Annotated in this window: 9 protein-coding genes; 6 read left to right on the forward strand and 3 right to left on the reverse strand. The window is 64.2% G+C overall.

The window, feature by feature from the left end; genetic code table 11:
* The first annotated feature begins 95 nt into the window (after positions 1 to 95).
* Complete coding sequence (locus GVY39_RS25185; RefSeq protein WP_255466271.1) at positions 96 to 4,619, forward strand: non-ribosomal peptide synthetase; 4,524 nt, start codon at positions 96 to 98, stop codon at positions 4,617 to 4,619.
* Between the two features lie 29 nt (positions 4,620 to 4,648).
* On the opposite strand, the gene GVY39_RS25190 is transcribed toward GVY39_RS25185, so the two are convergent.
* Positions 4,649 to 5,626: a hypothetical protein gene (locus GVY39_RS25190; protein WP_159928801.1), complete on the reverse strand. Its 978-nt coding sequence runs from the start codon at positions 5,624 to 5,626 to the stop codon at positions 4,649 to 4,651.
* Between the two features lie 639 nt (positions 5,627 to 6,265).
* On the opposite strand from GVY39_RS25190, the gene GVY39_RS25195 reads away from it, so the two are divergent.
* From GVY39_RS25195 to GVY39_RS25205, 3 genes are all read left to right on the forward strand, one after another.
* Positions 6,266 to 7,276: an AraC family transcriptional regulator gene (locus GVY39_RS25195; protein ID WP_159928803.1), complete on the forward strand. Its 1,011-nt coding sequence runs from the start codon at positions 6,266 to 6,268 to the stop codon at positions 7,274 to 7,276.
* 334 nt (positions 7,277 to 7,610) lie between these two features.
* Positions 7,611 to 7,955: a helix-turn-helix domain-containing protein gene (locus tag GVY39_RS25200; RefSeq protein WP_159928805.1), complete on the forward strand. Its 345-nt coding sequence runs from the start codon at positions 7,611 to 7,613 to the stop codon at positions 7,953 to 7,955.
* Between the two features lie 50 nt (positions 7,956 to 8,005).
* The gene (locus GVY39_RS25205; RefSeq protein ID WP_159928807.1) at positions 8,006 to 8,653 is read left to right on the forward strand and encodes an NADPH-dependent F420 reductase; all 648 of its coding nucleotides are present in this window, start codon (positions 8,006 to 8,008) and stop codon (positions 8,651 to 8,653) included.
* A gap of 465 nt (positions 8,654 to 9,118) precedes the next feature.
* On the opposite strand, the gene GVY39_RS34600 is transcribed toward GVY39_RS25205, so the two are convergent.
* Together GVY39_RS34600 and GVY39_RS25215 are read right to left on the reverse strand one after the other, a co-directional pair.
* Positions 9,119 to 9,736 carry a WXG100 family type VII secretion target gene (locus GVY39_RS34600; protein ID WP_236565657.1) on the reverse strand — a complete coding sequence of 206 codons (618 nt, stop codon included), beginning with the start codon at positions 9,734 to 9,736 and terminating at the stop codon, positions 9,119 to 9,121.
* Positions 9,737 to 9,850: 114 nt separating this feature from the next.
* On the reverse strand, positions 9,851 to 10,903 hold the full coding sequence (locus GVY39_RS25215) for a trans-acting enoyl reductase family protein (protein WP_159928809.1): 1,053 nt from the start codon (positions 10,901 to 10,903) through the stop codon (positions 9,851 to 9,853).
* A gap of 145 nt (positions 10,904 to 11,048) precedes the next feature.
* Here GVY39_RS25215 and GVY39_RS25220 point away from each other — a divergent pair, with 145 nt between their 5' ends.
* Positions 11,049 to 12,044 (forward strand): AraC family transcriptional regulator, encoded by a 996-nt coding sequence (locus GVY39_RS25220; protein ID WP_159928811.1) that lies wholly within the window; start codon positions 11,049 to 11,051, stop codon positions 12,042 to 12,044.
* Between the two features lie 345 nt (positions 12,045 to 12,389).
* A complete protein-coding gene (locus tag GVY39_RS25225) occupies positions 12,390 to 13,157 on the forward strand; it encodes a hypothetical protein (protein WP_159928813.1) in 768 nt (255 codons plus the stop codon).
* The last annotated feature ends 118 nt before the right edge of the window (positions 13,158 to 13,275 follow it).

Raw genomic sequence — 13,275 nt, forward strand, 5'->3', positions numbered from 1 at the left:
TCGGTGGGGTGGGGGGTCGGTTGTATCGGACGGGTGATCTGGTGCGGTGGAATCGTTCGGGGGAGTTGGAGTTTTGTGGCCGGGTCGATGATCAGGTGAAGATCCGGGGGTTCCGGGTCGAACCCGGCGAGGTCGAGGCGGTACTGGCCGCGTATCCGGCGGTGGTGCAGGCGGTGGTGGTGGCGCGCGTGGACGGGCCGGGGGAGCATCGGTTGGTCGGGTATGTCGTGCTCGATTCCGCGTCTGGTGGTGTCGATGTGGCCGCGGTGCGCCGGTTCGTGGCGCGACGGTTGCCGGGGTTCATGGTCCCGGCGGTGATCGTGGTGCTCGAGGCGATGCCGTTGACGGTGAACGGGAAAGTCGATCGGCAAGCGTTGCCGGCACCGGAGTATCGGTCCGAAGTGGAGTATCGAGCGCCGGAAACGATCCCGCAGGAGGTGCTGGCGGGATTGTTCGCGCATGTCCTGGGCCTCGACCGGGTCGGGGTCGATGACGACTTCTTCGAACTGGGCGGCCACTCACTGTCGGCGACCCGGCTGGTCAGCCGAATCCGATCGGTGATGAAGGTCGAGGTTCCCGTCCGGCAGGTATTCGACACACCAACCGTCGCGCAGTTGGTGTCGGTCTTCGATGCGAGTGTCCGGCTGCGCCCGGCGTTGGTTGCCAAGTCGCGCCCGGAACGAGCTCCGTTGTCGTTCGCCCAACGCCGCCTCTGGTTCCTTTCCCGCCTGCAAGGTCGATCGGCGATCTACAACATTCCCATGGTCTGGACACTCACCGGCCCGTTGGATATCGAGGCCCTGCGACTGGCCATCGCCGATGTCATCGCTCGACACGAGTCATTACGAACGGTCTTTCCCGATGTGAACGGCGTGCCTTATCAGAAAGTTCGCGAACCCGGCGTCGCCGCACACGTGTGGCAGGTGCTCGACGCCACCGGCCGGGACGAAAGCTGGATCGACCGCACGACCGCGGAACTGGCTGAGTTCGAGTTCGATTTGTCCGTCGACGCGCCAGTCCGCGCTACCGTTCTGCGCCACGATACCGAAAGGCATCGACTGGTGTTGCTCATCCATCACATCGCAGTCGACGGGTCCTCGATGCGGCCGCTGATGCGGGATCTGACAACTGCCTATGCCGCGCGATCGAAGAAAATTGCGCCACAATGGAGGCCGTTGCCGGTGCAGTACCTCGACTTCACGCTGTGGCAACAGGACTTGCTGGGGGCGCCGACCGACACCGAGAGCCTGATGTCGTCGCAAATCCGGTACTGGCGCGATGAGCTCGATGGGGCGCCGGCACAATTGACGCTTCCCCTCGACCACCCACGACCCCGGGTGGCCTCCTACGCGGGAGATGGACTCGCGTTCACGATCGACTCGACGCTCCAGACGAAGATTCGGCAGGCGGCCGTCCGAGAAGGGGTCACTGTGTCGATGTTCCTGCAAGCGGCGCTCGCGGTGCTCTTGCACCGGCTCGGCGCCGGCAACGACATCGTGATCGGCTCGCCGATCGCCGGACGTACGGACGAGAATCTGGATGACGTAGTCGGATTCTTCATCAACAGCTGGGTATTGCGTGTACAGCTGTCCCCGTCGATCACTTTCGCTGAGCTGCTCGTACAGGTGAGGCGAAAGGCATTGAACGCGTACGAGAACCAAGACATACCGTTCGAAGCCTTGGTCGAAGCGCTGAACCCGCCGCGCTCTACCTCCCATCACCCCCTGTTTCAAACGATGTTGGTGTTCCAGAACACGATCGAGGACGACATCAGGCTGCCAGCTCTACGATGCGAGCGGGTGTCGGTACCCAGCGGAGTGTCGCGCATGGACCTGACCTTCACAGTCGATGATCGCGTTGATACGCAGGGCTGGCCGTGCCACATCGAGTTCGCCACTGAGTTGTTCGCACGCCCCACGATCGAGTTGCTGGCACAGCGCTGGCTGCGCGTGCTCTCGGCCGTGGCGGCCGCGCCGAGCATCCCGATCGACGCGGTCGAATTGCTGGGCGAAGCTGAGCACCGGCAACTGGATACCATGGGTAACACCGCTGCGCTGCGTGCGGTGGCGGCGCCGACCGGTCCATCTGTCCTGGAGTTGTTCGCGGGACAGGTGATTCGGCGACCGAATGCCGCCGCAGTACAGGCCGATGGCGCACAGTGGACTTACGGCGACGTCGATCGTATGTCGTCACGGCTGGCGGGCGAACTGCTCGCGCAGGGGGTCCGGCCGGGCGATATGGTCGGGCTTTTACTGCCTCGGTCGGTGTATTCGGTGACGACGGTGCTGGCGATATGGAAGGCCGGTGCGGCGTACGTGCCGGTCGACCCGGGATATCCAGACGATCGGATCCGTTTCGTGTTCGGTGACGCCCGAGTGGCAGTCGTCGTCACGACAACGGAGTTGGCCGGTCGAATCGGGCAGCCACACACCGACGGCACCTCGTCGGTGAAAGTCGTCGACGCCTGTGCCTGTGCGGGCGAGCCCCCCACCAGCATCGCATCGGTGCGATCCCCTGCGGGGAGCCTGGCCTACTTGATCTATACCTCCGGCACGACCGGGCGGCCGAAGGGTGTCGCCGTCACGCACTCGAACGTGTCGCGACTCTTCCGTGCCACGCAACCGACGATGGCGTTCGGTCCTGACCAGGTATGGAGTTTGTTTCACTCACTCGCCTTCGACGTTTCCGTGTGGGAGATGTGGGGTGCCCTGGCGCATGGCGGATGTCTGGTGGTGGTTCCCGGTCCCGTGGTGCGGTCGCCGGTTGAGTTCACGCGCCTTATTGCCGATGCGGGCGTGACCGTACTGAGCCAGACTCCTTCAGCGTTCTACACGCTGCCACCGATTCCCGGTTCAAAGTTGGATACAGTGGTTTTCGCTGGTGAACGTCTGGAGCCGGTGCGGCTGCGGCCCTGGATGAAATCTCACTCCAGTGTGCGCATGCTCAACATGTACGGCACGACCGAGACGACCGTGCACGCGTCCGTGCGGCAGATTGGGACAGATGATCTCGAATCGAGCGCGAGTCCGGTCGGGGCTCCACTGCCCGACCTCGCATTCGTTGTGTTGGACATCCATCTCCGTCGGGTGCCACTGGGGGTGGTGGGTGAGTTGTATGTCGGGGGACCCGGTGTGGGAGAGGGGTATTGGCGTCGGCCCGGATTGACGGCGTCGCGGTTCGTCGCTGATTTGTTCGGTGGTGGGGGTCGGTTGTATCGGACGGGCGACCTCGCACGGTGGAATCAAATGGGAGAGTTGGAGTTTCGTGGTCGTGCCGACGACCAGGTGAAGGTGCGAGGGTTCCGGGTGGAACCGGGCGAGGTCGAGGCCGCGCTCATCGCGCACCCGCAGGTGAGTCAGGTCGTGGTCACGGCGCGTGCAGATACTCCGGCGGATCCGCGGTTGGTCGCCTACGTGGTTCCAGCACGCGCGGGCACGCTCGACACTGTGGATCTGCTCGGATTCGTAGCCCAACGTCTGCCGGGATTCATGGTGCCTGCGGCCGTTGTGGCGATCGATCGGGTGCCGATGACCGTGAATGGCAAGGTGGACGAAGCGGCGCTGCCGGCGCCAGAATACCGATCGGCGTCAGCGTTCCGAGCGCCGCAGACCGCGATACAGGCCGAACTGGCGAAGCTGGTCGCGGACGTACTCGGGGTCGATCGAGTCGGCCTCGACGACGAGTTCTTCGCGCTCGGCGGTCACTCGCTGTCGGCGATGCGTCTGATTGCGGCCATTCAACGATCATTCGGTGTCGAAATCGCCGTTGAAGCTGTCTTCGAGTCAGCGACCATCGCAGACTTGGCGGCTACCGTGGACTCCGGGCTTCGGCAGGCGACCGTCCGTCCCGTGACGACTCTCCGTGCCGGAATCGGAAATCCCTTGTTCTGCATTCACCCGGGAGTGGACACCGGCTGGGACTACCGCAATCTTGGAACATATCTGCAATGTCCGATCACGGTGATCCGCCAGCTATTTTTGCCGAACGGTGAGCATCCCCGATCTGTCCGTGAGCTGGCGGCTTTATATGCGGATGAGATACAAGCCGTTCAAAACGTAGGGCCGTACCGACTGCTCGGGTGGTCGTTCGGTGGCGTGGTCGCCCACGAAACGGCGGTAATACTGCAACAGCGAGGTGAGACCGTTGCGAACCTGGTACTGCTCGACAGCCGGATACCTGGAGCCGAACCGCAGCCCGTCAGTGACGAGGATCTTACAAACTATATAATCCGCGGCTATCTCGCACGAATGGGTGTCTCAGCGGACCACGTGATCGGCAGGCTGGCCTATACCGATATGTGCGCGTTGGCCGAAGAGCTCGATATCTTCGACGCTATCCCCCCTGAATCTCTGCTGCGGAGGAGCGTCGAGGTAAGCCGGGCGAATCTATTGCTATTGCGTAGTCATGCGCCGTCGGCATTTTCTGGCACCATCGCGGTGGTCGCGGTCGGCGACCGGGACGGTGGTGATAGTGACGCCGCGGACTGGCGAAAGCACTCGAGCGGAGAGGTGCTCAGGTATCTGATCGATGGCGCCCACGACACGATGCTCCAGATGAAATCGGTCGACCAGTTCGGTGCATTTCTTCGCCGGATTCTGCAGGAGGGCGCAGGTCTCTAGTTGGCGAATCCTGCGCACCCGGTGCGGCGCTAACCGGGCTCGGACGCTGATGCGTGTCCGCGCCGGAGTCGGCAGCCGATCACCGAGACCGTCGGAAGCGTGGGCCGGATGTCGTGTTGTACCCACTTGAGCGGACCCACTGCGGTGGCGTAGATGCCCGACGCTCGCACTATTTCTCCGCGTTCGCGATGAGCCTTGATGATCGCAGCGATACTGGTGATCAGTTCGCCGACCAGGTCGGATTCGGTGGGCGGATCGCGAACCTCCCTGCACAGATGCGCGAGGACGAACGCTGCTTGTCCCAGGTCCGGCACGTGCGATCCGAAGCTGGGCGGTCGTGTGCGGCTCCCGGCCGCGAGTGCCGACAGCCCGACTTCGTGCGCGGCGACGGCGAATGGTCCTGTCGCGTCGGGTTCCATCCTCCATGACCAGATCGCCAGCACTCCGGAGACCCGGCTTGCCGCCCACCGCCATGCCGCGCGATCGATACTCCGAACACGTGCCAGCGTTTCGTTGAAACTACGAACATCAGCGAGGGCGAGTGCCCAGAACGCGGTGTCGACCGACACCACGGTTTCTCTGGCCGACGGCGCAACCGAACGCGGGAGTTTCCATTCGGTTTGTGCGTCGGCCATCGCGTGCGCGTCGTCCTCCCACCCGTCCCGTAAATCACGCAAGCTCAGGCCTGCCCCGACCTCGAGGTCGGTGATCACGGGACCCAGGCGTCTGCTGTGGGCGTCACGCCACTGGGCGATGTAGCCGGCGACATAACCGTCGAGGACACTGACGCGTGGCTGCAGGAGGGTCCCGGTCGACCGCATCCGGCGTATCCATTCGACCTCGGAGAGGCTGACTGCGGCCGTGGCGCGCAGCGTGCGCCGCAGCATTCGATGATCCGAGCCGTCACTGTCTTCCAGCCGCTCGATCCCCGCCTGCATCTGCTGCTCGAAACTCGCACCAGGCCCGGGCAGCCCCGACCGGGAAAGGCAAAGGTCGCAACCGGTCAACGCGACATGATCCGATCAGCCGACGAACCGACGATCACCGTCGGCCGAGGGGGTGAACTTGCCACATCAAGCATCCACTCAGGCTAACCAGTCACCAACGCGGGGAAGTTCCTGCGATCGCCACTGTGCTGACAACCTGACCGTCACGAAAGTGTCTGTTGCGGAGAGAATCTCGTGGCGACCGCAAGGCCAGCTTCCACTCGAAAGCTGCCGGTTCCCGGTCTCGTCAACCGCCGCATCAGCTGGCGACGCACTCATCGATCTCGGTTGGCCGCACCGAGCGCACCGAGTTCTTGTCATACAACCGACCCTGGACAGTCCCCGATAATGCGGATCAGCGGAAGTCAAGTCACCAGATCCCCAGCACAGAGCGATTTCGGATACGAACGCCCCTAGTTGTCGTGCCCCGCTTTCTGCATGCCTCGAATCTCCAGGTGGCCCTGTCGGCAGCGCTGTCCGGGCTCGCCGCCGCCGTGAAACCGGATGGGTGACGGTGCCGAACGACTCCCTGCTGCCGTCCGGCTCAGCGGGTGGCTACTGACTCGTACGTCCGGCGCAGCCGACTGCCTTCAGGACCAGCGGGATCTAGAGGCACCACGCATTCCCAGTGCCGAAGGACCTATCATCGGAGTCCGTCACATGGTGCAGGTCGGCACCGATCACGGCGTCACGGAGCGTCGGCTGCTCGCCTCGACCGGCTTGCGACCGGCTGATCTCGCTGCGGACGATCTGGAAGTCGAAGCGATCCAGGAACTCTCGGTCGCGCGCAACTTGGTGCAGACCATCGGTGACAGACCGGGACTCGGCACCGAGGTGGCGAAGCGTTTCTCATTGGCCGGCTTCGGGCTGCTGGGCTTCGCCATGCTCAGCAGCCCCACTGCAGGTGAAGCCCTGCGGGTCGCACTGCAAATACTGCGGATCGGCAACCGGTTCGTCGATATAACTGTCAGTCTCAGCCAGACGGCAGGACGGATCGAATTCCGGGACGACACCCTTCCCGCCGAGGTCCGCGCTTTTCTGCTCGAACGTGACATCGTGATCATCTTCGGTGTGATCGTGCTGCGTTGCCTCAGCCCGCGACTTGCGGACCGTCTCGGTGATGCACGCCTCGAGCTGGCATTGCCCGAGCGCAGCGTGGCCACCATGACCGCCGGCATGGCTCAGACCCTCTCCGATGTTTCGCACAACCCGGTCGACCGATTCCCGATTTTCGCCGACCGGCTGAGCACGGCCCTGACGTTTCCCGTCGATCTTCTCGCCGAACCGATGTCGATGCCCGATCCCGCTACGGCCGCGCTGTGTGAGAAGCGCTGCCTGGACCTTTTACAGCAGCGAAGAGAGCGTGGCCAACTCGCCACCAGAGTCCGCGCGGTGCTTCTCCAGCAGATCGGCACCATGCCTACGGCGGAGGACATCGCGAGGAGACTGGACATGGACCGTCGTACTCTGCACCGAAGGCTCGCCAGCGAGGGGACCAGCTTCCGAATTCTGAACGACGAAGTCCGCTGTGCACTCGCGATAGACATGCTCAGTGTCCTCGAGCTCACTGTGCAGGAGACCGCAATCCGCCTCGGAAACTCCGGTTCTGCGGCGTTCAGCAGGTCGTTTACCCGATGGACGGGCCACCCTCCGAGTACCTACCGCCGGTGAACACTTCCATCGAATGCCCAGATTCTCGGGTCAGCTAGGTGGCATCGAAGGGAGTCGAGGCCGGACAGGTGGGGGCACGAAGATGGCGTTGGACGATCACGCCGGTCCGGTACCGGTCACTGTCCAGCCGGAACCCTTTCGAACAAGCCCGTGGCGGCGCAGGCAATTCACACGTCGTAAATCGTTCGGTTCTCCGACACCCTGTCGTCCTCTGGTGGTGTGGTCCGGAAGCCCAGCGACAATCCCCCATCGGAAACCCGTCCACTCATTACCTACTGCGCGCTGGGTAGGCTGGAGTCGCCGGATCGGTCCGCAGAATGAACGGCTCTACGCCATGAGTGAATACGACGTCTTCCTCGCCGATTGCCCCGCCCGCACCACACTGGCCCTGGTCGCCGACACTTGGTCCGTGGTGGTGATCTTCGGGCTCGGGGACGGTCCGCAGCGCTACAGCGAACTGCGGGACCGTATCGGCGGCATCAGCAAGAAGATGCTGACGCAGACACTGCGCAAGCTGGAGGCGTCACGGCTGGTCGAGCGCCGTGTCCTCGCCGCCGCGCCGCCCGGGACGGAATATACGCTCACACCACTCGGGAAGAGCCTCCTGGAGCCTGTGTCGCTGCTGGCGCGCTGGGCCGAGGAACATGCCGAAGAACTGGCATTCGGGCAGGATTCCTGATCTGTCGCTGGGCACCATCAGGTTCCCCACAGCCCCATAGCTTCGACTGCATGAGAATCGCAATCTTCGGAGCAGGCAACATGGCCGAGGCCCTGGGCGCGAAATGGGCCGCACGCGGGCACGACCTGATGATCACCGGACGGTCTCCCGAGAAGGCCGCGGCCTTGGCCCACCAGTTGGGCGTACGCGCAGGCAGCTTCGCGGAGGCGGCGCAGTTCGCCGACGCCGCTCTGCTCGCCGTGCTGTACCAAGGGATGGAGTACACCCTCGAACGCATCGGGAACGGCCTGCGCGGCAAGCCTGTCATCGACTGCAACAACCCGGTCGAAACCGAGGGATTCACCCTCGTCACCCCGCCCGGCGAGTCGATGGCGCAGCAAATCGCGAAGGCGACCAGCGGACACGTGGTCAAAGCCTTCAACCTCTGCCACGCCGATGTATGGCGCATGCCGTCGATCACTTTCGACGGCCGTCCGCTCACCGTGCCCTACTGCGGCGACGACTCGACCGCCCTGCGCGTAGCCGAGCAACTCATCGAGGACACCGGAGGGGTACCTCTGCCGACCGGCGATCTGCGGCATGCGCAGTACCTGGAGGCGAGTGCTGCGATCATCATCGCCCAACTGTACGGAGGCCTTCCCGCACGTACGGTGTTCAACCTGGTCGACGACCAGGCACTGGTCGCCCGCCAGGGTTGACGGTGCTGTCCATGACGGCCGAGGCGCTGGGACGACTCGATGCCCCTACGTGCGCTCCGGACCTCGATGCCCCGATCACGCACCCATCGTCGAATGTCGGCGGCGTCGTAAGCCTTGTCGGCATGCACCTTGCCGGGCCGACGCCAGCGCGGACCGCGCCGCGACCAAACGGCGGGCACGGCCTTCACGAGTGACTTCAACGCTTCGGCGTCGTTTGGTGTCCGCAGCCGAAATACTCACAGACCGGGGGATTCCCGTACAACCCGCTCGAACCTCCATGAACAACAGGCTGTCCCGAACTCCCTTCTTCTGTCGGGGCAAGGGGCTATCAGCCTGCCATCCGCGTCGTACGAGAGTTCCGACGCACGATCCCGGCGACGTCGTCTGCGGCTCGGTGATGGCGACGCGCAGGAGTACCTAATCGATGACGGTCGTGACGCCGTCACCACTGCGGGGGAGACGCCGTCACCACAATCCCGTTACGTTCGGTACTGAAATGCAGCGACATGTTGTGAACCTGCAGGCGAGAAGCAAGTCAGGTGCATCGGCAAACCGCTGACCAGGGCTTTTCCGGGCGGCCGGGCGGAGGGATCGGCACCCCGCTCTCGGCCTGTGGCATCGCCATGGTGGCCTCGATCTAAAGGCCACAACAGAGAGTGAGCCAGAGGCGTCTTCTGATAGACCTTGATGTACTACGACTCGGAGAGCCCAGGAAATGCGCCCCGCGCAAGTGGGTGTTTTTCTCCGGTGGGGGATTGTAGTGCTCGGGCGACGTCGTAGATGCCGGGGCGGTTGTAGGGGAGAGGGTGTTTCTGCTCTCGGAACGCCGCTGAGGTGACACCGAGCTTTGCCGCCACGTCGGTGAGTGCGTCTCACGCTTTCAGCGCGCCGGTCCTGCACGTCGTCCCACCCCGCGCGGTACCCATCGGCGGCGCTGCCCTTCCAGGTACCGAACAGTGCCTGAACTTCACGGTCCAACGACATCGAACCCGACCTCAGCTGCTCGGCAACGTCATAGGCGAACCTGCCGACCGCCTTCACTTCCTCCGGCACCACATGCAGCGGGGTGTCGCCTGTCGTCATGGTCTCTCCCCCTCCGGCTACTGCGGACGCGTCGTGGGTATATCGACAGGCTCTGCAGTTCCTTGCCCATTGTGCCCCGAGAGCTCGAGTTCGGCTGAGGACATGACATCTGTGTCACTTCACTGTCAGGGCCGCCTCGATGGTCCAGCGGAGGTCGTGGCGGGAGAGGGTTTCGAGGAAATCGGCAGGATCGAATGCTTGCGCGGGGGTGCGTACTCCGGCGGCAGTGTCGCCTGCCGCCAATCGCCGGGCTGCTTCGACCGCGGCGACGGCGGTGGTTCCGTAGGTGTCTCGGCCTCGGATGATTCCCCGTGTCTGCTGCCCTTGGTGGTCCACGGCGTCGAGCAGGTAGGTGAATTGCTGTTCGGCGCGGTCGTGCTCGGTCGGGCCTGCGGGAAGCTGTGCGATCAGTTCCGGTGTGATGGGTGTTTCGAGGCCGGCCTGCAGGGTTGCCTCCAGCAGGCTTTCGACATGATCGACCTGCACGTGTCGGGGGATGGTGACTACCTCGCACGTCGGCAGCGCAGCCATCGCGACGGAATGGCCGTCGGGCAGGGTGATTCGGTCGCGCCGAGCCGGGATCCCGCTGTGCCAGGCACCGTCGTCATATGTCAGCCCGCCTGACCGCATCGCGTCCATCGTCGCCGACGCCGAGCGCAGCGATCCGCGTGAGAGACCGGCAGCACCGGTGATGAAGTGGCTGACAGTGAGTTCCGCCAGCGGCCCGGTCCGCTCGGCGATCAGGTGCGCGAGCAGGTCGCCCGGCAAGCAACCGTCGTTGACTGCCGGCACTACCGTGACACCCGCACGCTCGGCGTCGCCGCCGAAGGAATCGAAAACGCCTTTCACATACAGTTGCTCGCCCGCGGTGTCGACATAGTGGGCGCCCGCGGCGATCGCAGCATCGACCATCACCGCGCCGGAGGTGGTAAACGGTCCTGCACAGTTGATGACGACATCGCTACCCGCCAAAGCAGCAACGAGAGCGGCGCGGTCGTCGAGACCGGCCACCCGGCGATCGGCGTCGGGAATTCCGACCTCGACGGCGGCGGATTGCAACCGTGTGTGATCTCGACCGACGAGCCGGACCTCCATGCCATGGCGGGACAACTCGGCAAGGGTGAGCTTGCCCTGATAGCCGTTGGCGCCGTAGACGGTGATGAGCATGTCAACTCCTGTGACCTATCGACTTCACTGCATGATCAGCAGCAATTCGAACTTAAAGCCAACGGTCTGCGACGTTCAATGCGTCAGGCTCCAAGATTTATACGAATCTGTCTAGATCGAGTCTTGATTTGATAGTTTTGATGGGGTGGATCCTCTTTCTGACGTGGTGGCCGCGATGCGCATCGGCGAGCCTCATTCGGGCCGGGTCAGCCACCACGCACCGTTCGGCTGGCAGTTTCCCGCCTTCGATGCCGCAGGATTCCATGTGGTCCTGGCAGGCACCTGCTGGTTCCTGCCCCCGGCCGCCGATCCGATCGCGCTGCGGCCGGGCGACATCGTCCTGCTCCCGGGAGGATGCGCCCACGGGCTGGCCGACGATCCGGCCACGCCACTACGTCCTGCTGCTGCGTCGCTGCGCCGGGTGAACCCGCGACCATCCCGACCGGACTCCGCATCCGAACCGCGACCGGAGACCGTGCTGCTTTGCGGCGCCTACCTTCTCGATCGAAGCCGGTCACATCCGATGCTCGCCGATCTGCCCGAGGTCATCCACTTGCCCGCCCCAGAAACTCGCCATACCCCGGTCGGGGCGATCATCGATCTCCTCGACAGCGAACTCGCCGTCGACCGGCCCGGTCACGATGCCATGCTTCGCTCGCTGCTGGATGCGCTACTGCTACACATCCTGCGCGGCTGGCTCGACCGCCACACCGACACCGGGTGGTCGGCCGCGCTACACGACCCAGCCGTCGCCGCAGCGCTCTCAGCGATCCACGGCTCGCCCGAGCACGGCTGGACCGTCGCCGAACTCGCCGCGCACGCCGGGGTTTCGAGAGCTGGCCTCGCCCGCCGATTCACCGACCTCATCGGCCGGCCACCCATCGCCTACCTCACCTGGTGGCGCATGACCCTCGCGGCTCGGCAACTGCGCGACACCGATACCCCGCTGTCGGTCATCGCCCGAGACTCGGGTTATGCGTCCGAATTCGCGTTCGCCCACGCGTTCAAGAACGAATTCGGCCAGCCACCAAATCAATTCCGAAGGAAGAACCCGCCAGTTCAACCACTGTATCCGAACGCAGGACGTTCGACCGGCTACGCGGCTCGCGCGGTGACACGCGCCGTCCAATCCGAAGAATAGACCCGAACACTCGGCACCCAGGAAGGCGCAAAACTTTTCGCAGACCACGTTGGCAGCCGCCCGTTGGGAAAAGTTCACTCGGACCGGACAACCACGTTCCGCCGGCACTATCCCCAGATCGTCGTCGAGCTCGGCGCAGTCCGGCGCGCCCGCTCTGTTGGCCTCGAGCAACCCCTGCGGCCACCGACTATTCGCGAGTGGTCGCCCGCAATGCCCGGCTCCGCCACGACAATCGAGACCTCCGTGAACAACTCGACCTGGCCACAGCCTGCCTCGCACGGTTGAGCATCGACGGACAGGAACTGCGCAGGCAACTACAACGCATCCGGCGACAATGACGGGACCATGTGCTACGAGCTGATGACCTACTGGAGCGGGCGGCTCAGCGGCGGCGTGTTCCCGTCGATGTTCGACACCAGTAGCCATCCTGACGCGGACGGGTTCGTCGCGTCCCTTCGGGATTTTGTCGCGGCGTCCCCGGACCGGCGATACCGCGTGGCGGCCGAGCGGTTGCTCGACAGCGGAAAACCGTTTCTGTACGTAATTCCGATGCGCGCGCATGCATCGGTGGGGGAAACGCAGGAGGCGCAGGAGTTCGTCGACTTTCCCGCCCTGTGCGAATTGACGATGCGTGAATTCACGGTGCCGGACTGCCTGGATTTGCGGCTCGAGGCTCACCGCGAGTTCTTTTGTGCTGAGCTGGTAGAAGCCGAGCCGATCAATGCGCGGGTGCAGTTCGCCGGCACCCGCCATGAGTCCACGGTGGACTTCATCTCGGTACTGAGCGCCATGATCTTTCCCGAGCTGGGCGGCGAATCGTTCCACGCGGCAGTAGGACAGGAACTTCGCAAGCGTGGTTACCAGGGGCTGGTCTTCCCGTCCGCGCGCAACGACTCGCGGGTAGTCATCGTCGATGGCACGCTGATGCAGCACAGCGGGTGGAACTTTCTCGACTACCGGGGCGCCCCACGGATCGGCAAGCGCCGCCGCCGTCGCGGCTGGCCGATCGGCCGCGTGCTGAACCGGCAGAGTCTCGGTGATCTGGGCGTGAAGGCATACATCGTCGATCGGCATCTCTGCGACGGAGTGGAATGCGACGCCACGGGTACGTAACGGAGGGCGTCGCAGCCCAGGAATGGCGGCGGATCGAGCACGAGCTCGCGCAGCTCGCTGAGGGCAAGGCCCCCGTTTGTTCTACGACCGGTTCACTTTGCGGCCGTTGCGTGAGCGA

Source organism: Nocardia sp. CY15, from assembly GCF_009829295.1.
In the GTDB taxonomy this organism is placed as follows: Bacteria; Actinomycetota; Actinomycetes; order Mycobacteriales; family Mycobacteriaceae; genus Nocardia; species Nocardia sputi.

Excerpts from the sequence above, each read along its gene's own strand:
- GVY39_RS25205 (WP_159928807.1), top strand. The coding sequence starts at position 8,006 with ATGAGAATCGCAATCTTCGGAGCAGGCAACATGGCCGAGGCCCTGGGC.
- GVY39_RS25195 (WP_159928803.1), top strand. The coding sequence starts at position 6,266 with ATGGTGCAGGTCGGCACCGATCACGGCGTCACGGAGCGTCGGCTGCTC.
- GVY39_RS25225 (WP_159928813.1), top strand. The coding sequence starts at position 12,390 with ATGTGCTACGAGCTGATGACCTACTGGAGCGGGCGGCTCAGCGGCGGC.
- GVY39_RS25200 (WP_159928805.1), top strand. The coding sequence starts at position 7,611 with ATGAGTGAATACGACGTCTTCCTCGCCGATTGCCCCGCCCGCACCACA.
- GVY39_RS34600 (WP_236565657.1), bottom strand. The coding sequence starts at position 9,736 with ATGACGACAGGCGACACCCCGCTGCATGTGGTGCCGGAGGAAGTGAAG.
- GVY39_RS25215 (WP_159928809.1), bottom strand. The coding sequence starts at position 10,903 with ATGCTCATCACCGTCTACGGCGCCAACGGCTATCAGGGCAAGCTCACC.